Source organism: Roseobacter sp. HKCC-CH-9351, from assembly GCF_037830295.1.
Taxonomy (GTDB): domain Bacteria; phylum Pseudomonadota; class Alphaproteobacteria; order Rhodobacterales; family Rhodobacteraceae; genus M30B80.
On record NZ_JBBLYM010000001.1, the window covers coordinates 1,725,164 to 1,746,914 of the forward strand.

General features: G+C 57.4%; 21 protein-coding genes. 14 read left to right on the forward strand and 7 right to left on the reverse strand.

What is annotated here, in order from left to right; genetic code table 11:
• Positions 1-143 precede the first annotated feature (143 nt).
• Both gmk and AAC632_RS08655 read left to right on the forward strand, forming a co-directional pair.
• Positions 144-821 (forward strand): guanylate kinase, encoded by a 678-nt coding sequence (gene gmk / locus AAC632_RS08650; protein WP_340296857.1) that lies wholly within the window; start codon positions 144-146, stop codon positions 819-821.
• Positions 818-1,336: a gamma carbonic anhydrase family protein gene (locus AAC632_RS08655; RefSeq protein ID WP_340296855.1), complete on the forward strand. Its 519-nt coding sequence runs from the start codon at positions 818-820 to the stop codon at positions 1,334-1,336. The genes gmk and AAC632_RS08655 overlap by 4 nt, the downstream gene beginning before the upstream one ends.
• On the opposite strand, the gene AAC632_RS08660 is transcribed toward AAC632_RS08655, so the two are convergent.
• Positions 1,331-1,504 carry a hypothetical protein gene (locus AAC632_RS08660; protein ID WP_340296853.1) on the reverse strand — a complete coding sequence of 58 codons (174 nt, stop codon included), beginning with the start codon at positions 1,502-1,504 and terminating at the stop codon, positions 1,331-1,333. The two genes, AAC632_RS08655 and AAC632_RS08660, sit on opposite strands and share 6 nt — an antisense overlap.
• Positions 1,489-1,962: a histidine phosphotransferase family protein gene (locus AAC632_RS08665; protein WP_340296852.1), complete on the reverse strand. Its 474-nt coding sequence runs from the start codon at positions 1,960-1,962 to the stop codon at positions 1,489-1,491. The genes AAC632_RS08660 and AAC632_RS08665 overlap by 16 nt, the downstream gene beginning before the upstream one ends.
• A 14-nt stretch (positions 1,963-1,976) precedes the next feature.
• Between AAC632_RS08665 and AAC632_RS08670 the strand changes: the two genes are divergently transcribed.
• The 3 genes from AAC632_RS08670 to AAC632_RS08680 all read left to right on the forward strand — a co-directional run bounded on the left by AAC632_RS08670 (position 1,977) and on the right by AAC632_RS08680 (position 3,949).
• Entirely contained in the window at positions 1,977-2,162 is a 186-nt protein-coding gene (locus tag AAC632_RS08670; RefSeq protein WP_317654491.1) for a DUF3553 domain-containing protein, read from the forward strand.
• Between the two features lie 160 nt (positions 2,163-2,322).
• Positions 2,323-3,096, forward strand: coding sequence for a GNAT family N-acetyltransferase (locus AAC632_RS08675; RefSeq protein ID WP_340296851.1), 774 nt, complete (start codon positions 2,323-2,325; stop codon positions 3,094-3,096).
• A 4-nt stretch (positions 3,097-3,100) separates the two neighbouring features.
• Positions 3,101-3,949 carry a lysophospholipid acyltransferase family protein gene (locus AAC632_RS08680; RefSeq protein ID WP_340296849.1) on the forward strand — a complete coding sequence of 283 codons (849 nt, stop codon included), beginning with the start codon at positions 3,101-3,103 and terminating at the stop codon, positions 3,947-3,949.
• On the opposite strand, the gene AAC632_RS08685 is transcribed toward AAC632_RS08680, so the two are convergent.
• Positions 3,921-4,541 carry a thiamine phosphate synthase gene (locus AAC632_RS08685; RefSeq protein WP_340296847.1) on the reverse strand — a complete coding sequence of 207 codons (621 nt, stop codon included), beginning with the start codon at positions 4,539-4,541 and terminating at the stop codon, positions 3,921-3,923. The genes AAC632_RS08680 and AAC632_RS08685 overlap by 29 nt on opposite strands.
• 100 nt (positions 4,542-4,641) lie before the next feature.
• Here AAC632_RS08685 and AAC632_RS08690 point away from each other — a divergent pair, with 100 nt between their 5' ends.
• The 5 genes from AAC632_RS08690 to AAC632_RS08710 all read left to right on the forward strand — a co-directional run bounded on the left by AAC632_RS08690 (position 4,642) and on the right by AAC632_RS08710 (position 10,338).
• Complete coding sequence (locus tag AAC632_RS08690; RefSeq protein ID WP_340296845.1) at positions 4,642-5,409, forward strand: RNA methyltransferase; 768 nt, start codon at positions 4,642-4,644, stop codon at positions 5,407-5,409.
• Between the two features lie 83 nt (positions 5,410-5,492).
• Positions 5,493-6,650 carry a heme A synthase gene (gene ctaA / locus AAC632_RS08695; RefSeq protein WP_340296843.1) on the forward strand — a complete coding sequence of 386 codons (1,158 nt, stop codon included), beginning with the start codon at positions 5,493-5,495 and terminating at the stop codon, positions 6,648-6,650.
• Positions 6,647-8,125: a carboxypeptidase M32 gene (locus AAC632_RS08700; protein WP_340296841.1), complete on the forward strand. Its 1,479-nt coding sequence runs from the start codon at positions 6,647-6,649 to the stop codon at positions 8,123-8,125. Before ctaA ends, AAC632_RS08700 begins: the two co-directional genes overlap by 4 nt.
• 79 nt (positions 8,126-8,204) lie before the next feature.
• Complete coding sequence (locus AAC632_RS08705) at positions 8,205-9,620, forward strand: FAD-binding oxidoreductase (RefSeq protein WP_340296839.1); 1,416 nt, start codon at positions 8,205-8,207, stop codon at positions 9,618-9,620.
• Complete coding sequence (locus tag AAC632_RS08710; RefSeq protein WP_317654503.1) at positions 9,613-10,338, forward strand: VIT1/CCC1 transporter family protein; 726 nt, start codon at positions 9,613-9,615, stop codon at positions 10,336-10,338. Before AAC632_RS08705 ends, AAC632_RS08710 begins: the two co-directional genes overlap by 8 nt.
• Here the strand turns inward: AAC632_RS08710 and putA are convergent.
• On the reverse strand, positions 10,335-13,817 hold the full coding sequence (gene putA / locus AAC632_RS08715; protein WP_340296835.1) for a bifunctional proline dehydrogenase/L-glutamate gamma-semialdehyde dehydrogenase PutA: 3,483 nt from the start codon (positions 13,815-13,817) through the stop codon (positions 10,335-10,337). The two genes, AAC632_RS08710 and putA, sit on opposite strands and share 4 nt — an antisense overlap.
• A gap of 119 nt (positions 13,818-13,936) precedes the next feature.
• On the opposite strand from putA, the gene AAC632_RS08720 reads away from it, so the two are divergent.
• Positions 13,937-14,410 carry an Lrp/AsnC family transcriptional regulator gene (locus tag AAC632_RS08720; RefSeq protein WP_340296834.1) on the forward strand — a complete coding sequence of 158 codons (474 nt, stop codon included), beginning with the start codon at positions 13,937-13,939 and terminating at the stop codon, positions 14,408-14,410.
• On the opposite strand, the gene AAC632_RS08725 is transcribed toward AAC632_RS08720, so the two are convergent.
• The 3 genes from AAC632_RS08725 to AAC632_RS08735 are packed head-to-tail and all read right to left on the reverse strand — an operon-like array spanning position 14,407 to position 17,781.
• Positions 14,407-15,357, reverse strand: a complete 951-nt coding sequence (locus tag AAC632_RS08725; protein ID WP_340296832.1) for a glucokinase — start codon at positions 15,355-15,357, stop codon at positions 14,407-14,409. The two genes, AAC632_RS08720 and AAC632_RS08725, sit on opposite strands and share 4 nt — an antisense overlap.
• A gap of 15 nt (positions 15,358-15,372) precedes the next feature.
• Entirely contained in the window at positions 15,373-16,701 is a 1,329-nt protein-coding gene (locus AAC632_RS08730) for a GH1 family beta-glucosidase (protein ID WP_340296831.1), read from the reverse strand.
• Positions 16,702-16,761: 60 nt separating this feature from the next.
• Positions 16,762-17,781, reverse strand: a complete 1,020-nt coding sequence (locus AAC632_RS08735) for a substrate-binding domain-containing protein (RefSeq protein WP_340296829.1) — start codon at positions 17,779-17,781, stop codon at positions 16,762-16,764.
• Between the two features lie 337 nt (positions 17,782-18,118).
• Between AAC632_RS08735 and AAC632_RS08740 the strand changes: the two genes are divergently transcribed.
• The 3 genes from AAC632_RS08740 (at position 18,119) to AAC632_RS08750 (ending at position 21,750) form a co-directional block, all read left to right on the forward strand.
• On the forward strand, positions 18,119-19,480 hold the full coding sequence (locus AAC632_RS08740) for an ABC transporter substrate-binding protein (protein WP_340296828.1): 1,362 nt from the start codon (positions 18,119-18,121) through the stop codon (positions 19,478-19,480).
• Between the two features lie 90 nt (positions 19,481-19,570).
• Complete coding sequence (locus tag AAC632_RS08745) at positions 19,571-20,572, forward strand: carbohydrate ABC transporter permease (RefSeq protein WP_340296826.1); 1,002 nt, start codon at positions 19,571-19,573, stop codon at positions 20,570-20,572.
• Positions 20,572-21,750, forward strand: coding sequence for a carbohydrate ABC transporter permease (locus AAC632_RS08750; protein WP_340296824.1), 1,179 nt, complete (start codon positions 20,572-20,574; stop codon positions 21,748-21,750). The genes AAC632_RS08745 and AAC632_RS08750 overlap by 1 nt, the downstream gene beginning before the upstream one ends.
• The last annotated feature ends 1 nt before the right edge of the window (position 21,751 follow it).

The window sequence follows — 21,751 nt, forward strand, 5'->3', positions numbered from 1 at the left end:
TAGTAACGGCAAATTTTCGGAAAATTCAGCCCATATGACAGAAATTGGTTAATGGGGCATCGGCGCTGCTTTGGCTTGACCTCTGCGGTCTGATCCTCAAGATGCGCGCGCACAGTAAAGATCGCCATAGAAAGACGCGCCTGATGTCTCAGACCGATGCAAAATCTCTAAACGCTGCCACACGCCGTGGCTTGCTGATCATTCTTTCTTCGCCTTCGGGTGCAGGGAAATCCACGTTGGCACGGCGTTTGATGGCATGGGACGGGTCGTTGCGGTTTTCAGTATCCGCCACCACGCGCGCGCCGCGTATAGGCGAGGTGGATGGGGAACATTACCATTTCCTCGACCGCGCAGGGTTTGAGCGGATGGTGGATGAGGGCGCGATGCTGGAACATGCCGAGGTGTTCGGCAATCTCTACGGCAGCCCGATGCCACCTGTGCGTGCAGCCATTGATGCGGGGCGCGATGTCTTATTTGATATAGACTGGCAGGGGGCGCAGCAAATCCGCAACTCGGCGCTGGGCGCGCATGCGCTGTCGATCTTTATCCTGCCCCCGAGCATTGCAGCCTTGCACGAACGTCTGGTGACGCGCGCACAAGATGATGCCGAAACCATTTCCAAACGCATGGCAAAATCTTGGGACGAGATCAGCCATTGGGATGGCTATGATTACGTTCTCGTCAATGATGATCTGGACGCGTGCTTTGACAATCTGACCACAATCATCTCGGCTGAACGGATGCGCCGCATTCAACAGCCAAGCCTTGCAGGGTTTTTGCGGGGTTTACAAAGTGAATATGAGGGGATGCGCGCGCCATGATTTACGCATTTGGGGGGCATCAGCCCGATATTGCCGCCGATGCATGGGTTGCCGATGATGCCAATGTCATCGGCAAGATTGCCCTTGCTGCCGAAAGCAGCATTTGGTTTGGGTCCACGGTGCGCGGCGACAATGAACTGATTTCCATTGGCGCGCGCAGCAATCTGCAGGAAAATGTGATCTGCCATACAGACCCAGGTCTGCCCCTGACTGTGGGCGAGGATTGCACCATTGGGCATCGCGCGCTTTTGCATGGCTGCACGATTGGCGATGGCACATTGATTGGCATGGGCGCGATGGTGATGAACGGTGCGGTTGTCGGAAAGGGCTGCTTGATCGGGGCAGGGGCCTTGATCCCCGAGGGCAAAGTTATTCCTGACGGCAGTTTGGTGATGGGGATGCCAGGTCGTGTTATTCGCGCGCTAGACGAGGCGGCGCGCGCGGGGCTTATTCAATCGGCGGCGGGGTATGTGGCCAAAGCCGCGCGGTTTCGCGCAGGATTGCAGGCGTTATAACCGCGACCCCTGCAGGCTGATCTGCACACGGGTGTCCGAGAGGCTAAGGGAAATCTCAGCCCCGATGTAAGCGGCCTCCTTTAACAGCATCAGGAATTGCACCTCGCGCGGGCTTGGGGTGCTGTGACTGGCCCCGCCGAGCCATGCCAGACCTAATAAGTCGCGCAAGATCCGTGGCCCGTCAGCGCCGACTGTAAGCGTGCCGCGCTCTGGCTGTGCGATTGTGATATGCCCCCCCCCATAGGGAGGGCCGCTTCGGCACAGGCGATCATCAAAAAGGCGCTTTTTACATGATGGCGCGGTAAATCCCCCGTCAAAAGCCAGTCAACTGTCAGGCGGCCCGCGCCATACATCTGGCTCAGAATATTGCGCGCTTCGCGTTCAGAGATATGCTGATCAGGCCGCGCCGCGCCATAGGCGGTCCGGAAAAACCGCAACCGCGCTTCGGTATCGCGCAGCGCATCGGCAATCAGGGCCATTTCAGGACTATTGGCCATGCCGCTCATTTGCAGAAGTTCAACCCCGTTTGACACAGCCCCCAAAGGGTTGCCTAAATCATGACAGAGCCGTGATGCAACCAGGGCTGACAAATCCTGTGAATTTGGGCTAAAGACGATTTGATCCATCAATGAGGCCTCCGATGACCGAAGAGTTGAATGCGCTGCTTGAGCCTGGGATGTTGGTGCGCAACCCTGCGCAACCTGATTGGGGGTTGGGACAGGTGCAATCCAATATTGGCGGCAAGGTGACCGTCAATTTCGAGCATCAAGGCAAACAAGTGATCGACTCCCGCCATGTGACATTGCTGCCCGAATGGGGCGCTTAAGGGTTCGGTCTACTGGAATGATGGTTAACAATACCCTAATTCTGCATCACGAAGATCATATCTTGGAAAGGCGCATCGCGCTGCACAGATAAACGCATTTGCCCCAAAGGCCGCAAAATTGCGGCGCGAAAGGCACAGCCAAGACAGGAAGGCCCACCTTATGGTGTTGCAAGAGCCGCATTTTGAGCTGCGATTGGCCTCAAGCCCAGAGGATATTCGCGCGGCACAGCGCCTGCGCTATGAGGTATTCGTGGCGGAATTGGGCGCTGATGGGGCCTTGGTGGATCACGAGGCGCGGCTTGAGGCAGATCGCTTTGACCCATTTTTTGATCATCTCATGCTTCTCGATCATCGCCGCGCTGTGGGCGAGCAAGTTGTGGGCGTTTACCGCGTGATGCAGGAACACGGGGCCAAAGCCGCAGGGCAATTCTACTCTGAAGATGAATATGATCTCGCGCCGCTCAAATCTTTGGGTCGGCGTTTGCTGGAATTGGGGCGGTCTTGCGTGCATGCCGATTATCGCGGGGGCACGGCGCTGATGCATTTATGGAATGGGCTGGCCGATTATATCGTGACCCATGAGATTGAAATTTTATTTGGTGTGGCGTCACTGCGTGGCACCAATGTGGCTGAATTGGCCGCGCCTCTGTCGCTGCTGCATCACCGCCATCTTGCGCCTGAGGGGCTGCGCCCAAAGGCGCGGGCGGCGGGTTATCAGGATATGAACCTCATTGCCGAAGACGCGCTTGAGCGCACGGCTGCTACGCGTGCGCTGCCCGCGTTGATCAAGGCCTATCTGCGCCTTGGCGGTGCGGTTGGGCAGGGGGCCTTTGTCGATCACGCCTTTAATTGCACCGATATTTGTTTGATCCTTGATACGGCCCTGATGTCGGAAAAACACCGCGCGCTCTACGCGCGGGGTCGGGGGATATAGGCCCATGCGCTGGGATGGCGCCCCTCAGGTCACGCCCGCATCTGTTGGGGTTTTGGGTATTCTGCGCGCCTGTCTGCGCGGGGCAGCGATCCTTATGGTCATCGGGTTTGGGTTTTTGACCCTGCTTTTGTGCCGCGTGCTAGAGCGCGTCATAGCGGGGCCTTTGCGCCGACCCGTAACTGCGCGGATCACGCAAATCGTCTGCGCCTTTGTCTGTGTGATTTTGGGCCTCAAGGTGACGCGCAAAGGAAATGCCGCACAAGCTGCGGGCGCGATTGTCGCCAATCATGTGTCTTGGCTTGATATTTTTCCGCTCAATACGGGCGGGTCTGTGGTATTCGTGGCAAAATCTGAAGTGCGCGATTGGGCGGGTATTGGGATTTTGGCGCGTGCAGCAGGCACCGTTTTCATCGAGCGGCGGCGCATGGCGGCAAAAGATCAAAATCGCCTGTTGCTTATGCGCCTTGCAGAAGGCGCCGAGCGTTTGGTATTTTTCCCAGAAGGCACATCCACCGATGGGTTGCGCGTTTTACCCTTCCGCTCAAGCCTGTTTGAGGCGTTTTTTGCCGCTGATCTGCCACCCGATATGACGGTGCAGCCCGTTACCATCGCCTATCATGCCCCCGCAGGCGAAAATCCCGCCTTTTACGGGTGGTGGGGGGATCAATCCTTTGGTGCGGGCCTGATGCGGGTGCTATCTGTCCGTGAAAATGGCCATGTCACGGTCATCTATCACGCGCCCTTGCGCGTCTCAGAGTTTGCATCGCGCAAGGCACTGGCGCAGGCCGCCGAAACGGCCGTGCGTGCGGGGCTTGCTCAGGCCCTTAGCCCAGAGGGGACAGAAGCGTCTTAAGGGCTGCCACAGGGTCGTCTTTGCGCCAAATTTCCTCACCGATGGCGAAGAAATCTGTGATCGGCGCAAGGCGTTCGATATCTGTAAGCGTCAGCGCGCCTTCGGCCACGACTGGCAGTTCGATCATCTGGCTCCACCATGCGAAAAGATCATCTTCGGCGCGGCTACCATCGCCAAGGCTTGTGTCGCCAACAGGGCCGAAACTGATGTAATCCGCCCCCATTTCCCCTGCATTCATCCCATCATGGCGGGAATTGGCACAGAAGCAGCCGATGATTGCATCGCCGCCAAGATCCGCACGGGTTTTGCGGGTGCTGCGCGACCCATCCAAGAGATGCACGCCATCAAGCCCCAAGCGTTCGACCAGTTTGATATGTTCTGACATCACCAAGGGGATGTCGCGGGCATGGGCAATTTCGCGCAAGTGATCTGCTGCGCGCGCGAGGTCATCTTCATCACGGCTTGCCATAGCAAGGCGCAGGCAGGCGATAGGATAGGCATCCAAAACGGCCGCAAGCTGTGCGCCAAAGCCCGTCAGTTCGAAATTTGGCGGGGTCACAAGGTAAATCTGTGGAATATCCATGTCGGACATAAGGGTGCCTCTTGTCAGTCTTTGTTTGTTCCTAATGGTTTGCTTCGTGTTCAGCAATGGGGCGCTTGGCAAGAATGGCTCCGCACGATATGGCAGGATCATGAGTGACGATAGCCAAATTCCCGCAACCGCCCATCCAATGCCCTGTTTCGTGCTTGTGCGCCCGCAGATGGGTGAGAATATCGGCGCGGCGGCACGGGCGATGTGGAATTTCGGCCTGAACCATATGCGCCTTGTGGCCCCGCGCGATGGGTGGCCGAATGAACGCGCGGTGGCCTTGGCCAGTGGCGCCGCAGGCGTGGTGCTCGATCCTGCTTTGGTGGTGGAGACAACGCCCGAGGCGATTGGCGATTGCACCCATGTGTTTGTGACCACTGCCCGCGAACGGGGCCTGACCAAACCGATCCTCAGCCCCGAGGCGGCGATGGCGCAGGCGCGGGCTATCCATTCCGCGGGGGGCAAGGTTGCGGTGATCTTTGGCCCCGAGCGCGCAGGTTTGGAAAATGACGATATCGCGCGGGCTGATGCGATTATAACTGTGCCCGTGAACCCTGATTTTCCATCGCTCAATCTGGCGCAATCTGTGCTGCTATGCGCTTATGAGTGGCGCCGCCAAACCACCGAGGTGGTGGAAATGCGCATGGAATTTGCCCGCAGCGATTTTGCCACCGCGATTGAGGTGGAAAAACTGGCGGATCACTACGAAGAAAAGCTTGATCAAATGGGCTACTTCTTTCCCGAAACAAAGGCCGCAGGCATGAAGCTGGTCTTGCGCAATCTGTGGGGGCGTCTGCCACTGACACGGGCCGATGTTCAGCTGTTCCATGGCATTTTGCGACAGATGCAGCGTTGGTGCGATCGGCCCTAGCGCCAAACTGCCGCGCATTCTTGCGAAGCCTTTGCCAAGGCGCTAGGTCTTTTGCCAAATGAAGATCGAGAAGGGGCCGCGCCATGAGCCGCAATATTTTCGAAGAGGTTGACCAATCCGGCAAAGGGCCCTCTGGGCCGGGCAAAACAAGTCCGAACCCTTTGGGGATTTCCCGCGGCACGGACGCGGCGCGTAGATGGATGCGAGCCTATTTGGCGGTTCTCTTTGTAATGGTTGCGGCAATGATTGCCATTGGGGGCATGACGCGCCTGACTGATTCAGGTTTGTCTATCGTTGAATGGGCGCCGATTTCGGGGGCCATTCCGCCGCTCAGTGATGACCAGTGGCAAGAGCAATTCACCGCCTATCAGCAGACAACCGAATACCAACAGCAAAATCGCGGCATGTCGATGGCCGAGTTTAAGTATATTTTCTGGTGGGAATGGGGCCATCGTCAATGGGGGCGCGCAATCGGTCTTGTTTGGGCCCTTGGGTTTGCCGCGCTAGCGCTCTCCGGCAATCTGATCAAAGGGTGGGTTCCAAAAATCGTGGCGCTTGGGGCGCTTGGTGGTCTGCAAGGGGCCATCGGATGGTGGATGGTCTATTCAGGTCTTGCGCCTGGCATGTTTGATGTTGCCTCTTATCGGTTGGCGACACATTTGGGTGTCGCGTTCGTCATCCTTGCCCTCATCACATGGTTTATTTTGCAGCTCAGCCGACCTGCGCCCGCGTTATTGGCAGCGCGGCGTGCGGGCGATAAGCGCCTTTTTGGTATGACCACGGGGCTTTTGCATCTCACCTTTTTGCAAGTCTTGGTTGGGGCTTTGGTCGCGGGAATCGATGCAGGGCGCAATTATATTGATTGGCCTTTGATGGCGGGCGGGTTCACCCCGCCTGATATGTGGGCGATTGACCCTTGGTATCGTAATCTGTTCGAAAATGATGGAACCGTCCAATTCATCCATCGGATGCTGGGCTATCTGGTCTTTGCCTATGGGATTGCGGTTTGGCTCAAAGGGCGCAAATCGGGCAATGCGCTGGTGCGCCAATCCTATGCGTGGATGGCGGTGATGCTGTTTGGGCAGGTGGTGATCGGGATCGTAACGGTGATGCATTCTGCGCCAATTGCCCTTGGGTTGACCCATCAGCTTGGTGCGGTGGCCTTGGTCGTCTTGATTTTGCGCGCGCGCTTCCTTGCGATTTATCCGCCTGAGCAATCCTTGCGTGGGGCACCGGCATGAGCGCGATGGGGGATCTTTTGGCGCATGCAGCGCAAACCGCCGTGCTTGAGCAGGTCGCGGGGCGGTTGCATTGGGATCAAGAAACCATGATGCCCAAAGGGGCAGCGGCACAGCGCGCCGAAGAAATCGCAGCGATGGAGGGGGTTCTGCACGCCCGCCGCACTGACCCTGCACTTGGCGAACTGTTGGAAACCGCACAGGCTGAAACGGATTTTGAAGCATCCTCTTTGCGTCTGATCTCGCGGTCATATCAGCGTGCTACAAAAATCCCCGCGCGTTTGGCGGCGGAATTGGCGCGGACGGCCTCGCTCGCCCATGGGGTCTGGGCCAAGGCCCGCGCCGAAGATGATGTCGCAGTTTTTTTACCTGTTCTTGAGCAACTTATCACCCTGCGCCGCGAGGAGGCCGCCTGTCTGTCAGGCGAGATGCGTGGTGCGGCCCTTTATGATGCGCTGTTGAACGATTACGAACCTGAGATGCGCGCTAGCGAAATCGCGGCCCTGTTTGATGCGATGCGCCCGCGCCTTGTGGCCTTGCGCGCGGCAATCCTTGAAAAACCGATGCCCGCGGCGATATCGGGTGATTTTTACGAGGCGGCGCAGCTTGCCCTGACGCGCGAGATTGCTTTGGCCTTTGGGTATGATCTCGACAAAGGGCGGATTGATCTTGCCGTTCACCCGTTTTCTTCTGGCTCAGGCAATGACAGTCGCATCACCACGCGGGTAGCGCGGGATGATCCGTTTAATGCGCTTTATTCGACCATTCACGAAGTGGGCCATGCCTGCTACGAGCAAAATATCGACCCGCTCTATCACTTGACCGCATTGGGGCAGGGGGCCTCGATGGGGGTACATGAAAGCCAAAGCCGCATTTACGAAAATCAGCTTGGTCGGTCCCTGCCTTTTGTGACATGGCTTTATGGGCAGATGCAGACGGCCTTTGGTGGGCTGTCAACAGATAGCCCTGCTGCGCTTTATGCGGCGATAAATCGGGTTGCCGAAGGCTATATCCGCACCGAGGCCGATGAGGTGCAGTATAACCTGCATATCATGTTGCGGTTTGATCTTGAGCAGGCATTGATCAGCGGTGATCTGGCCGTAGGTGATCTTGAGGCGGCATGGAATGATCGCTTTATGGCTGATTTTGGGTTCGCCGTGGATCGCCCCAGCCACGGGGTGTTGCAAGACGTGCATTGGTCGGCGGGCCTGTTTGGATATTTCCCCACATACGCGCTTGGCAATGTCTATGCCGGCTGCTTGATGCAGGCTTTGCGCGCGGATGTGCCGAATTTGGATGCGGCATTGGCACAGGGCAATCCACGCCCTGCAACCGATTGGCTGCGCGAGAGATTGCAACGCCACGGCAGCCTGAAACCGCCGCGCCAGACGATTGAGGATGCAATCGGTGGGCCTGTCTCCCCTGAGCCGCTGTTGCGCTATCTCGAGGAAAAATTTGGCGCCCTTTACGGGCTTTAGCCCCGAGGGTGCGGCCCCCCTTTTTCTTCTGTGCGGCTGTCGCTAAACATAAAGGCAGCAACAGGGAAAGTGCATAACCATGGCTAAAATTTTAGATCTTCCGCGCAATGAGCATGGCATTGCTATCGTGATCGAGGCGCTTGCGGGGCAATTTGGGGCGCGGCTTGCGACCAGTGCCGCCTTGCGCGAACAGCATGGCCACACCACCACATGGCTGCGCACCCAAGCGCCTGATGCTGTGGTTTTTGTGCAATCGGCCGAGGAAGTCCAAGATGTCGTGCGTCTGTGCGCGCGTCATCATGTGCCTGTGATCCCCTTTGGGGCAGGCTCATCCCTTGAGGGGCATGTGAATGCGTCCGCAGGGGGAATTTGTATTGATTTCAGTCAGATGAACCGCATTCTTCGGGTCAGTGCCGAGGATATGGATGTCGTGATTGAGCCAGGTGTCACGCGTAAGGCGTTGAACACGCATTTGCGCGACACGGGGCTGTTCTTTCCCGTGGATCCAGGAGCAGATGCAACGCTTGGAGGTATGGCGGCCACGGGGGCAAGCGGCACGAATGCCGTGCGCTACGGCACGATGAAGGAAAATATCCTTGGGCTGAAGGCGGTTTTGCCATCGGGGGAGATTGTAAAAACCGCCGCGCGGGCGCGGAAATCTTCGGCAGGGTATGATTTGACCCATCTGATGATCGGCTCTGAAGGCACGCTTGGCCTGATCACCGAGTTAACCTTGCGTCTGCGGGGTATCCCTGCGGCCATTTCTGCGGCGACCTGTTCTTTCCCTTCGGTCGAGGCTGCCTGCGAATGTGTCATTGCGACTGTGCAATATGGATTGCCCGTGGCGCGCATTGAGTTGCTCGACAAGTTGATGGTTGAGGCCGTTAATCGCTATTCCAAACTGTCCCTGCCAGAAACGCCACTTTTGTTATTGGAATTTCATGGCAGCGAGACAGGCGTGGCGGAGGATGCGGCAAGTTTTGGCGAGATTGCCACTGATTTTGGTGGCACGGGCTTTGCCGCAACCACCCTTGAGGAGGAGCGCAATCAACTGTGGCAAGCGCGTCATGATGCCTATTGGGCGGGTTTGGCCCTGCGCCCTGGGGCAAAGGGGATTTCCACCGATATTTGCGTGCCCGTCAGCCGTCTGGCCGAGGCTGTGACAAAGGCACAGACGCGTGCGTCAGAATTGGGCATGATCGCCCCCGTTGTGGGCCATGTGGGCGATGGAAATTTCCATGTGCTGATGTTGATCGACACGGACAGTCCTGCCGAGGTTGAGATGGCCGAGGGGTTTGTTGCATGGCTGAATGATATGGCGATTGCGATGGAGGGCACCTGTACAGGTGAGCATGGCATCGGCCAAGGCAAAGCCGCCTATCTGATCCGCGAATTGGGGCCAGAAGCGATGGAGGTCATGGCCACAATCAAGCGCGGGATTGATCCGCAAAATATTTTTAACCCAGGAAAAATGGGATTGCCCAATTATGGCTGAACACCGACCTGATACTCACAATGTGCCCTCGGCCCATGAGGAACCGCATTTGTCGCAACGCTCAGGATGGTTGCGCGCGGCGGTGATGGGGGCGAATGATGGGATTTTGTCGACAGCGTCATTGATCGTGGGGGTTGCTGCGGGCGGTGCGGATCAAGGCACGATCCTATTGTCGGGGATTGCAGGCATGGTCGCGGGGGCGATGTCGATGGCAGCGGGGGAATATGTTTCCGTCTCAAGCCAAGCCGATGTTGAGCGCGCCGATGTCGAGCGCGAAAAGCGCGAGTTGAAATTGAACCCTGCGGGCGAATTGGCCGAATTGGCGGCGATCTATCGTCAACGGGGCTTGTCGGAGCAGTTGGCCGATGAGGTGGCGCGCGAATTGACCCGCAAAGATGCGCTTGGCGCACATTTGCGCGATGAGATTGGGCTGACTGATCTTTCGCCGCCCAAGCCTGTAGAGGCAGGGGTGGTCTCTGCCGCGACATTTGCAGGCGGTGCTTTGGTGCCGTTGCTGATGGGGGTCGTGGCCCCGCATGATCAGGTGGAGATTTGGGTGGGGGCGGCCACATTGGCGGCCCTTGGCACGCTTGGTGCGCTTGGTGCGCAGGCTGGCGGCGCCCCCAAAGGGCGCGCCGCATTCCGTGTCATGTTCTGGGGCGTGTTGGCGATGGTGGCCACATCCCTAATTGGCCGCGCGGTGGGCTTGGCGATCTAGGCCTCACCTGCCGCTGCCAGAAGCCGCGCATTGCCGCCCGCCGCCGTGGTGTCAATGCAGATATGCCGCTCAAGGATCAGGCGCGGTTTAGGGTCGCGTTCACAAATCAGCGGGATCAAGGCGCCCTCGCGCGCAGCCAAAGCCGCGCGATAGGGGCGGGCCTCTTCGGGATCTCCCCATAAGATCACGGCATCAAACCCCGTGAGACTGCGCAGCATGTCAGCAGGAAGTAGCCCTTCAACCCCATGCGCGCCAATACTGGGCGCAATCGCAAGGGCGGTGCAGTCTGCCTCTTTGGCCATTTGCACCTGCATCATGGCGGCTTCCGCCGTTGGCCCAAGACACAGAACCCGCCCGCGCGCATAGCGTGACAACAGGTTCGATTCACCTGTAGGCCCGGGCATTTCTTCTTGGGAAAGGGGCCTGTCAGAGGGGCGCGCAAATGCTGCAAGGGCGCGGGTCACTTCGGCCTCGTCACAGGGGGGCGCATCGCCCATTGGGCCTTCTGCTGCGAGGTCGGTGGTCGTAAAGCGCGGCAAATAGTGTGGCCCGCCCGCCTTTGGCCCTGTGCCAGACAGACCCTCGCCCCCAAAGGGTTGACTGCCCACAATGGCACCGATTTGGTTGCGGTTGATGTAGAGATTGCCAACCTTGATCTGGCTCGCCACCTCGGCGATGCGGTCATCAATGCGGCTGTGCATCCCAAAGGTCAGGCCATAGCCCTTTGCATTCATATCGGCCACAACCCGCGCCAGATCGCGGGCCTTATAAGTGGCCACATGCAAGACAGGGCCAAAGACTTCGCGTTCAAGGTCGTTGATCCCACCGGGCAATGAGATCAAGGCAGGCCCCACATAATGGCCCGTGCTGGGCGGGGTGATCTGTTTGATCAAACGCCCCTCTCTCTGGGCCTGTTGGACATAGGCATTGATCTCTGCCGCCGCGCTTGCCGTGATCACTGGGGCCACATCGCAGGATATGTTCCATGGGTGGGAGAGGGAGAGTTCCTCCATCGCGCCCTGCAACATCTTTAACAGGCCCCCTGCGATATCTTCTTGTACATAGAGCAACCGCAGGGCCGAGCAACGCTGACCTGCTGATTGAAAGGCCGAGGCGACAATGTCGCGCACGGCCTGTTCGGGCAGGGCTGTGCTGTCCACGATCATGGCATTCAGGCCGCCTGTCTCTGCAATCAAAGGGGCCGCGGGGTGCAGATTGGCCGCCATGGCGCGATTGATCCCTTGGGCGGTTGCCGTTGACCCCGTAAAGCACACGCCCGCAACACGCGCATCGCTGACAAGGGCCGCCCCGACCTTGGCCCCTTGTCCTGGCAGAAATTGCAGGGCGCCACGCGGCACGCCTGCGGCATGGAGCAATTCCACGGCCCGCGCACCGATGAGGGTGGTTGTCTCCGCGGGCTTTGCCAAAACGCCATTTCCCGCCGCAAGCGCGGCAGCGATTTGCCCTGTGAAAATGGCCAAGGGGAAATTCCACGGGCTGATACAGGTAAACACCCCGCGCGCGGGCTGCTGCAAAAGCGGCGCATGGGCCGCGTAGTAACGTAAGAAATCTACCGCCTCGCGCAGTTCGGCCACAGCATCGGCTGGGCTTTTGCCCGCCTCGCGGGCCAGAAGCGCAAATAATTCGGCATGATGCGCTTCGTAAAGGTCGGCGGCCAGTTCAAGGCAGACGCGGCGTTCTGCAGCAGGTGCGTCCCAAGCCTGCGCAGATGTCAGTGCAGTCTCGATATCACCCGCGGCGGCCTCGGTAACACGGCCCACGATGTCGGCGGGATCGGCAGGGCAGGTTTGGGTGATGTCATCGGCCCCTGTCGCAGGTTTGGCCAAAATGGGGCTTGCCTGCCACTGATGCGTCCGAAATGGCGCGCGCGCCGCGTCTAGCTCGGCCAAGGTGACAGGATCGCTAAGGTCAAACCCGCGTGAATTTGCGCGCTCGGGCGCAAAAAGCGCGCTTGGGTGGCGCACAGCAAGATTTGATCCTGCGCGCTCGAGCCGTTCAAAGGGGCAGGCTGCGACCACCTCAGGTGGCGTGTTTTCATCCATGATTTGGTTCACGAAGGAAGAATTTGCGCCATTCTCCAATAAGCGGCGCACGAGATAGGCCAAAAGATCCCGCTGCGCCCCCACAGGCGCATAGATGCGGCAGCGCGTGGCGTTACCCTTCAGCACTAGATCATGCAGCGCCTCGCCCATCCCATGCAGGCGTTGGAATTCAAAACGGGTAGGGTCTGTTGCCATTTCGATGATGGCCGCCACAGAATGGGCGTTATGGGTGGCAAATTGCGGATAAATGCGATCAGTTAGACCAAGCAGCTTTTTGGCCAAACACAGATAGGCCACATCGGTGGCGGATTTTCGTGTATAAACGGGAAAGCCAGATAGCCCTTCAACCTGCGCCAATTTTACCTCGGTGTCCCAATAGGCGCCTTTGACCAGACGCAGCATGATCTTGCGGTCAAGTTTGGCGGCAAGGGCGTAAAGCCAGTCAATCACCGCGCCTGCGCGCAGGCCATAGCCCTGCACCACAACACCAAACCCGTCCCACCCTGCAAGGCGTGGATCAGCCAAGACCGCCTCAATTACATCAAGCGACAGATCAAGACGATTTGCTTCTTCGGCATCAATGTTAAGACCCATCCCGCCCTGACGCGCATCAAGGGCCAATTCCAAAACGCGCGGCACAAGTTCGGACATCACACGATCTTTTTGTGTCACCTCATATCGCGGATGCAGCGCCGAGAGTTTGATCGAAATTCCAGGGTTGCTGCGGATATCCCCAGCGTTACACCGCGGGGTGATCTTGGCAATGGCGGTTTTGTAAGAGGCAAAAAAGGCATCCGCATCGGCCATGGTCATCGCCGCCTCGCCCAACATATCATAGGAATAGCTGTATCCCTTTGCCTCTTGCTTTGCGGCGCGGGCCATCGCGTCTGGCATGGTTTGCCCCAACACGAATTGCCGCCCCATCTCGCGTATGGCGCGCGCCACGGCGGTGCGGATCACAGGTTCGCCCAAACGGCGCAAGGCCCCGCGCAACACGCGATCCATGCCTTCGCCGTCTTGTAAAACGCGCCCCGTCAGCATCAGCGCCCAAGTGGACGCGTTTACAAGCGAGGAGGAGGATTTTCCCAAATGCTCGCCCCAGGCTGAAGGGGCAATTTTATCTTCGATCAAAGCATCAATCGTGGTTGCATCTGGCACGCGTAACAGCGCCTCTGCCAAACACATCAGCGCAATGCCTTCGCGGGTTGAGAGGCCGTATTCGGCCAAAAACACCTCCATCAACCCTGCATCTGCGTCATTGCGGATGGAAGTGACCAAGCGGGTTGCGCGCGCCTTGACGGCTGTGCGCGTGGCCTGATCGGGGCCATGTGATTTTATCAGGCGGTCGAGAATAGCGGCCTCATCGGCCAAGTGATCGTCACGGATCGCATCGCGCAGCACAGAAAGGTCGGTCATGTGGACACCACGGGTAAAATGAAGATGAATTACAATACGAAGATATCGGCGGGAAATCCGCCTTGACTTTGTAGTTTAGCGGGAAAATAAATTGATTAAACAGGAAAAGGGTGGGTCTGATGGTATCAAAATCGCCAGAACGCGGGCAAATTGATGGGTTTGATCGGAAGATTCTGAAGGAAGTCTCAGAAGATGGCCGAATTTCCGTAACGGAATTGGCGGATCGCGTGGGGCTGTCGAAAAGTCCGACCCAAGTGCGTCTGCGCCGTCTTGAGCAGGAAGGCTATATTCGTGGCTACCGCGCGGAACTTGATCCCGTAAAGCTTGACCGCGAACATGTGGCTTTTGTTGAGGTGAAATTGTCCGATACGCGCGAGGCGGCATTGGCCGCCTTTAACAAAGCCACGATTGCCGTGCCCGAAATCGAAGAATGCCACATGATTGCGGGGGCGTTTGATTATTTGGTCAAGGTGCGCTGCCGCGATATGGGCGCCTATCGCCGCGTGTTGGGCGAGGTCATATCCGCCCTGCCGTATGTGGCCTCAACCTCGACACATGTATCTATGCAGGCCGTCAAAGATCGCGCGTTCTAAAGCTCGATCAAGGCCTGTGCGCAGCCTGTGAGCGCGGCAAAATCATCTTCAACGACACTGACCCCGAATTGCGCCATAAAGGGGCCAAAGCGGCCTTTATTCGAAAAGGCCTCGGCAAATCCGAATTGCATCAAATAGGGGGCAAGGGCGCGCGAGACGCCGCCAATCAGATAGACCCCACCAAAGGGCAGGTTCACCAAGGCCAGATCCCCTGCGACATTGCCCAGAACCTGTGCAACGAGCGCGGCGGTGGCGCGGGCCTTGGCATCATCTTGCTCAAGTGCATCCATGATCTGTTGAGCGGGCTGATCAATCCCGTGCAAAAAGGCGTGAACATGGCTGATCCCACGCCCCGAGAGAACTTCCTCGACTGCGGCGAAGCCATGCTTTTTGGCTAAGAAGCGGGCAAGATCGCGGGTTTGGTCATCGGGGGTGGGCAGGGTGATATGGCCCGATTCCGAAGGGGGCACCACGCGGCCCCGCGGCCCGTCAAATACGGCGGCGGCGTTAAACCCCGTGCCAAGCCCGATGACCAATTTCGCCGCATGGGCAGAGGCGGGATCATGGGGCAGGATCACACGCAATTCCGTATCGGAAATATGGCCAATCGCATAGCCTTGCGCCTGTAGATCATTGAGCACAGCCACGCGTGGCGCGCCCGAGACATCAGCCAACATCGCGCGGTCAATATGCCAATCCAAATTGGTCATTTTGGCCACGCCATCGCGCACGGGGCCTGCGGCGGCCACGCAAATGCCCAAGAGCGCGCCAGAACAGAGGCCCGCCTGTTCCATGAATTGCGCCAATATTTCGCGCAAATCAGCGGCGTCTTTATTGGCAAAGCGGCGGATGCTGTCGCGGTCAATGACGCCCGCGCGCGCCAAAGCCACGCGGGTATTGGTGCCGCCGATATCTGCGACTAAATCCAAATCGGGGGAAGATGTCATCCTGTCCTGCCTTATTTAGCCCGCGCGCCAGCCCTGTGCGAGCGCGTGATAGGACGCTTTTGGTCGTCTTTGCAAGCTGTCGAAATCAACATGGACAAGGCCAAAGCGTTTTTCATACCCAAAGGCCCATTCGTAATTATCCATCAGCGACCATGCGATATAGCCTTTCAAGGGTGCGCCATCCTCAATCGCGCGCAAACAAGCGCGCATATGGGCATCAAGATAGGTTATGCGCGCCACATCTGGCTGTTCGGGCGTATCGTCATTCGCCATGCCGTTTTCGGTCACATAAAGCGGCAGGTCGCCCGAGTAGGTTTTCGCCGTATGGGTAAGGAAATGATGCAATCCCTCGGGGTAAACTTCCCAGCCCATTTGGGTTTTGGGCAATGGCCCCTCAACGCTTTGGTAATTCGGCCAAATTCCGCATCCTGCGCTCAGGCGTTTGCAGGTGTAGTAATTCAAACCCAACCAATCGAGCGGGGCGGTGATATGGGCAAAATCGTCTTGGTAATTCTGGGGAAGGTGTTTCTCTAACCCCTCAAGCACCAGATCGGGATAGCGGCCATGAAACAGGCCTGACAGGAAGAATTGGTTATAGATCGCATCGTAACACGCGGCAGCGGCCTTTGATGCGGGGCTTTCATCGGCGGGCAGGGCGGTCTCAAAATTGCACACGGCACCCAGATTGCGCATGCCACTCGCGCGCATCACCTCAATCGCGCGGCCATGCGAGGAGAGCACATGGTGCATGGCGCGGGCTGCGGCGCGAATATCGCGCAGACCGGGCGCATGATGCCCCTCGAAATGCGATAACCATGAGACGCACCACGGCTCGTTAATTGGGGCGACCGACCACAGCCTGTCGCCAAGGCGTGCCATCACAATCTCGGTGTAATCGGCAAACCAGTTTGGCATATCGCCATTCACCCAACCGCCTTGATCCGCAAGGGCCGAGGGCAATTCCCAATGATACAGCGTGGCTGCAGGGCGCAGCCCGCGCGCCAACATCCCGTCAATCAAACGATCATAGAAATCCAAGCCCGCCTTATTCACCGCGCCGCGCCCTTCGGGCATGATCCGCGCCCATGACAGCGAAAAGCGATATATATCGGCGCCAAGATCTCGGATCAGGTCAAGGTCGTCTTCCCATCGGTTTAGGTGATCGCAGGCAAGCGCGCCATTTTCAGCGCGGGTGACGTTATTGCCCGTTGCGGCGAATGTATCCCAATGGGTCTGGCCCGCGCCACCCTGAGCGTGGCCTTCGATTTGATAGGCCGATGTGGCGACACCAAGCAGAAAATCTTGCGGAAAATCCGACCGCGCGGGAAGGGTGGGGGTGGTCATGGCGAGAGAACTCATTGCAATACGGCAGCGGGGTTAAAGCAGGGCAGGCAGAGACAGGCGTTATGGTGCAGGGCCAGTCGAGCGCCCGACCATCAATTCAGCCTCCCATAATTCATGCACAAAGGGCGCGTCAGGCTGTTTGATCCGTTCGATCAAAATTTCTGCACAGCGACGCCCCGCCAAACGAATTGAACTGCGGGTTGAGGTAAATGCGGGGCCTTCGGCATCATTGTTGAGATAGGAAAGCACATCATCATGGGTGATGATCGAGACATCGCGGCCCAGTTGTAGCCCACGCTCCCATGCCCCTTGGCGCACCCCAATGGCAGAAATCACCGATGACACCAAAAAGGCGGTGGGGCGGTTTTCACGGTCAAGCAATTGTGCCGCGGCGCGGTGGCCATATCCTTCGGTCATGACATCGGCATACATCAGGCTTGCGTCAGGGGTGATGCCACGCGCGCGCAGCGCCTCTTCATAGCCGCGGCGGCGGCGGGCGGCGAAATCCATCGCCTCTTGGCCATTGATCAGGGCAATGCGGCTATGCCCCAAATCCAACAAGAATTCGGTCGCACGGCGAAAGGCCCGCAAATTGGCAATATCTAACCAGTTATAGCCGCGCGCATCCCCCGTGCGGCCATGCACCAAAAACGGCAGCCCCAATTCCTGTAGCAGCGCAATGCGCGGGTCTTCTTGGCGGGGGCCTTGCACCATCACCCCATCAACCGAGCCATTCGCGGCCATCTGGCGATAGGCGCGTTCGGCGGCCCCCTCATGCACGATAGACAAAAGCAGGTCATATCCTTCGCGGGCATAAACCTCGCCCGCACCTGCAAGAAAATCTGCAAAAATCGGGTTTACCATTTCAGTTTCACCCGTATGCGTGATCACATGGCCGATGGTCATCGCGCGCCCTGTGGCCAAGCGGCGGGCGCGGGAATTGGGTTGATAATTCGCCGCGCGCGCCGCTGCCTCGACACGGGCGCGAGTTTTAGGGTTCACCTCAGGATAGCCATTCAAGGCGCGGCTGACTGTGGTCTGAGACAGCCCAAGCGATGATGCCAATTCTTTTAAATTCATCGCCTCCCTCCTTCCTTTGTCGTGCATGGCGCTGGGTCGTTTCATCGTCTGGCGCGAAATGATTGCCTTCAAAGCGCTTTCAAATTTCTCCTCAGCTAGGCGAATTTTATGCGGCTTGTCAAAAGTAAATTTTTAAAATTGCGGCGCGCTGCATCTGCAGAAAGCCAACGTAAAATTAAATATATTGTAATTCTCTTGCCCTTTCAGCGTCTTGGGTATTTAAAGACATTTCTTTTCCAAAGCGCTTTGAAAAACTCTTGACGGAATCGCGGAAAAGGTTTTGAAATGCAGGCTCTAGGCATCCTCAATCAGGGGGTGCGGTTCTGGGAGGTTACTTATGAAACGTTCGTTTTACGCAAGCGCCGCAGCCCTTGCGCTGTCCTCGGGGATGGCGATGGCTGACGCGCATGGTGGTTTGGTGTTCTCCGTGGGTGAGGGGGATTTCAACTGGGCCAGCTACGAGGCATTCGCAGCGGCGCATGATTTGACAGGTCAGACCGTCACGATTTCTGGCCCTTGGCTCTCGCCTGAGGCGGATCGCTTTGATGCGCTTTTGGCCTATTTCGAGGCGGCAACAGGCGCGGATGCGACCTATACAGGGTCGGATAGCTTTGAGCAGCAAATCGTGATTGACGCTGAGGCAGGCTCTGCCCCCAATATCGCGGTTTTCCCTCAGCCTGGCCTTGCGGCCAATATGGCGGCCAATGGTCTTTTGACCCCGCTTGGCGCGGATAATGCCGCATGGGTGTCTGAGAATTTTGCAGCAGGCCCATCATGGGTTGATCTAGGCACTTATGCAGATCAATCGGGCGCGGATCAGTTCTATGGCTTCTTCTTCAACGTCAACGTCAAGTCCTTGGTGTGGTATGTGCCTGAGAATTTCGAGGATGCAGGCTACGAAGAGCCAACAACCATGGAAGAGTTGATCGCACTTTCTGACCAGATCGTTGCCGATGGTGGCACGCCTTGGTGTATTGGTCTGGGTTCAGGGGCCGCTACAGGCTGGCCTGCGACCGACTGGGTTGAAGACCTGATGCTGCGCACACAGACCCCTGATGTCTATGACGCATGGGTTGCCAATGAGATCCCATTCAATGACCCGCGCGTTGTTGAGGCGATCGAAACCTTTGGCCAATTTGCACGCAATGACGCCTATGTGATGGGCGGCGCTGGCGCAGTTGCAACCACCGATTTCCGTGATAGCCCTGCGGGCTTGTTCCAGTCCCCTCCCGGCTGCTACATGCATCGTCAGGCCAGCTTCATTCCTGCCTTCTTCCCTGATGGCACGGTTGTGGGCGAGGATGCTGACTTCTTCTACTTCCCTGCATTCGCGGAAAAAGACCTTGGCAGCCCAGTTTTGGGTGGCGGCACTTTGATGGCAATCACAGATCCATCTGACGCGACCATGGCCTTTATCGAGTTTCTCAAAACACCTGTCGCCCATGAGATCATGATGGCGCAGGGTGGCTTCTTGACGCCCCATTCGGGCGTGAACTTGGCCACATATGAAACCGATACGCTGCGCGGTCAGGGGGAAATCTTGCTCAACGCAACGACCTTCCGTTTTGATGGCTCCGACCTGATGCCCGGTGCGATTGGCGCAGGCAGCTTCTGGACGGGTATGGTGGATTATGCAGGCGGCGCAGATGCGGCGGCTGTGGCAGACACCATCCAGCAAAGCTGGGACGCGATTAAATAAGATCGCGCTAGGTTTTGGATCAGCCTGCCTGTAGCTGGCTGATCCTATCTGTGTTTGCGCGGAATTTTCGTGCGCATCGGGGGGGCACCCATGTCACCAATCATGCAAGCGGCATTGACCATCCTGATCGGGGTGGGGGGCTGCGTGGGTTATTTTTACCTCTCGAACCAAATTCTTGATCGCGTGCTGTTTCCTGCGCGCGGGGCAAATGCAGGGCGCAATATCAATCGCGCCAATGCGATACGCCCATGGCTTTTTCTATTTCCCGCTCTTTTCGCGCTCGCGCTCTATTTGACCTATCCCGTCTTTGAGACCTTGCGTCTGTCCTTGACTGACCGCAGCCTTGGTGGCGCCTTTGTTGGGCTTGAGAATTACGCGCGCATGACGGATGACCCCAAGTTTTGGGAGGCGTTGCGCAACAATTTCCTGTGGCTTTTGATTGTGCCTGCGGCCTCGACTGCCTTCGGCTTGTTGGCGGCGCAGCTGACAGATCGGATCAGTTGGGGAAATATCGCGAAATCCCTGATCTTTATGCCGATGGCGATTTCATTTGTTGGCGCGGCGGTGATTTTCAAATTGGTCTACGATGCCCGCCCCGAGGATGTGGCACAGATCGGGATTCTTAACGCCGTTTATTTGCAGCTTGGCGGCGATAGCCCAATCACTTGGCTGACTGTGCCCTTTTGGAACAATATTTTCCTGATTATCGTTTTGATTTGGATTCAGACAGGCTTTGCCATGGTGATCCTGTCTGCGGCTTTGCGCGGTATTCCTGAGGAAACCATTGAGGCCGCCATTGTGGACGGGGCAAACCCATTTCAAATTTTCTTCAAAATCAAAGTGCCGCAAATCGTGGGCACGATTGTCGTGGTTTGGACGACCATTACGATTGTGGTTCTCAAGGTGTTCGACATCGTTTTTGCGATGACCAATGGGCAATGGGAAACCCAAGTTTTGGCGAATTACATGTATGACAAACTGTTCCGCGCCAATGATTGGGGGGTGGGTTCGGCCGCTGCCATGGTGATCATGATTTTGGTGCTGCCGATCCTTGTGTGGAACGTCTATAACGCCAGACGGGAGATGCGCTGATGGATCATATTGCGGGGCGCAAATCGGGCCTGTCATGGGCGGTGCATTTTTCGGCCTTAGCTCTTGTGATCGTATGGGTGCTGCCGACACTGGGGCTATTAGTGTCTTCCTTCCGCACAACGGATCAAATCCGCAGTTCGGGATGGTGGGCTGCGCTGTTTCCTGCGGTGCAAAACGAAACCTATCGCACCGCAGACCCTGACGAGGCGCGGGTGGATTTGGGCGATGGTCTCTATCTCGTTTCTGGCAATATTTTTGTCGAGGGCGGGGTCGCCGCAAACTTTGATGAGATCGTCCGAGAGATCACCGTATGGGGTGCATCCTCGCGCGCGATTGACGCATATCAACCCGATGAGGTCGCGGATCTGGGCGAGGGGGAAACCCTGACTGTCACGGCGCGCGGCGATTATGAATGGCGCGGCACTGCGGATCAGATTGAGGGGCGCGGTGCGCGGATTTTCGTGACTGTTTCTGCGCCCCCTGATTTCACCCTTGGCAATTATCAAAATGTTCTGTTCGACCCTTCGAACCGCGAGGGGATGTCAAAGGCGTTTTTCAACACGCTGACAGTGACAATCCCTGCAACGATTATTCCCATTTTGATCGCGGCTTTTGCGGCATATGCCTTGGCCTGGATGGAGTTTCCAGGGCGGGCGCTGCTGATTGCGGCTGTTGTGGGGTTGTTGGTTGTGCCACTGCAATTGGCGCTGATCCCACTGCTGAAGCTGCATAATGATATCGGTATCGGCAAAGGCTATTTGGGCGTTTGGTTGGCGCATACGGGTTTTGGTCTGCCCTTGGCGATTTACCTTTTGCGCAATTACATGGTGGGCCTGCCGCGCGAGGTGATTGAAAACGCGCGCGTGGATGGCGCGACCGAGTTTCAGATTTTCACGCGCATTATCCTGCCGCTCAGTTTTCCCGCCTTGGCGTCCTTTGCGATTTTCCAATTTCTTTGGACATGGAATGACCTTTTGGTCGCGATGGTGTTCTTGATCGACAGTTCGGGCGAAACCACTGTGATGACGCGGCAATTGGTCGAAATGATGGGCACACGCGGCGGCGATTGGGAAATATTGGCAACCTCTGCCTTTGTATCCATCGCGGTGCCTTTGGTGGTTTTCTTTTCCTTACAACGTTACTTGGTGCGTGGCCTTTTGGCTGGCTCTGTAAAATGAG

What these genes read in the sequence shown, in the direction of transcription:
- gmk (WP_340296857.1), top strand. Translation starts at nt 144, where the DNA reads ATGTCTCAGACCGATGCAAAATCTCTAAACGCTGCCACACGCCGTGGC.
- AAC632_RS08655 (WP_340296855.1), top strand. Translation starts at nt 818, where the DNA reads ATGATTTACGCATTTGGGGGGCATCAGCCCGATATTGCCGCCGATGCA.
- AAC632_RS08665 (WP_340296852.1), bottom strand. Translation starts at nt 1,962, where the DNA reads ATGGATCAAATCGTCTTTAGCCCAAATTCACAGGATTTGTCAGCCCTG.
- AAC632_RS08670 (WP_317654491.1), top strand. Translation starts at nt 1,977, where the DNA reads ATGACCGAAGAGTTGAATGCGCTGCTTGAGCCTGGGATGTTGGTGCGC.
- AAC632_RS08675 (WP_340296851.1), top strand. Translation starts at nt 2,323, where the DNA reads ATGGTGTTGCAAGAGCCGCATTTTGAGCTGCGATTGGCCTCAAGCCCA.
- AAC632_RS08680 (WP_340296849.1), top strand. Translation starts at nt 3,101, where the DNA reads ATGCGCTGGGATGGCGCCCCTCAGGTCACGCCCGCATCTGTTGGGGTT.
- AAC632_RS08685 (WP_340296847.1), bottom strand. Translation starts at nt 4,541, where the DNA reads ATGTCCGACATGGATATTCCACAGATTTACCTTGTGACCCCGCCAAAT.
- AAC632_RS08690 (WP_340296845.1), top strand. Translation starts at nt 4,642, where the DNA reads ATGAGTGACGATAGCCAAATTCCCGCAACCGCCCATCCAATGCCCTGT.
- ctaA (WP_340296843.1), top strand. Translation starts at nt 5,493, where the DNA reads ATGAGCCGCAATATTTTCGAAGAGGTTGACCAATCCGGCAAAGGGCCC.
- AAC632_RS08700 (WP_340296841.1), top strand. Translation starts at nt 6,647, where the DNA reads ATGAGCGCGATGGGGGATCTTTTGGCGCATGCAGCGCAAACCGCCGTG.
- AAC632_RS08705 (WP_340296839.1), top strand. Translation starts at nt 8,205, where the DNA reads ATGGCTAAAATTTTAGATCTTCCGCGCAATGAGCATGGCATTGCTATC.
- AAC632_RS08710 (WP_317654503.1), top strand. Translation starts at nt 9,613, where the DNA reads ATGGCTGAACACCGACCTGATACTCACAATGTGCCCTCGGCCCATGAG.
- putA (WP_340296835.1), bottom strand. Translation starts at nt 13,817, where the DNA reads ATGACCGACCTTTCTGTGCTGCGCGATGCGATCCGTGACGATCACTTG.
- AAC632_RS08720 (WP_340296834.1), top strand. Translation starts at nt 13,937, where the DNA reads ATGGTATCAAAATCGCCAGAACGCGGGCAAATTGATGGGTTTGATCGG.
- AAC632_RS08725 (WP_340296832.1), bottom strand. Translation starts at nt 15,357, where the DNA reads ATGACATCTTCCCCCGATTTGGATTTAGTCGCAGATATCGGCGGCACC.
- AAC632_RS08730 (WP_340296831.1), bottom strand. Translation starts at nt 16,701, where the DNA reads ATGACCACCCCCACCCTTCCCGCGCGGTCGGATTTTCCGCAAGATTTT.
- AAC632_RS08735 (WP_340296829.1), bottom strand. Translation starts at nt 17,781, where the DNA reads ATGAATTTAAAAGAATTGGCATCATCGCTTGGGCTGTCTCAGACCACA.
- AAC632_RS08740 (WP_340296828.1), top strand. Translation starts at nt 18,119, where the DNA reads ATGAAACGTTCGTTTTACGCAAGCGCCGCAGCCCTTGCGCTGTCCTCG.
- AAC632_RS08745 (WP_340296826.1), top strand. Translation starts at nt 19,571, where the DNA reads ATGTCACCAATCATGCAAGCGGCATTGACCATCCTGATCGGGGTGGGG.
- AAC632_RS08750 (WP_340296824.1), top strand. Translation starts at nt 20,572, where the DNA reads ATGGATCATATTGCGGGGCGCAAATCGGGCCTGTCATGGGCGGTGCAT.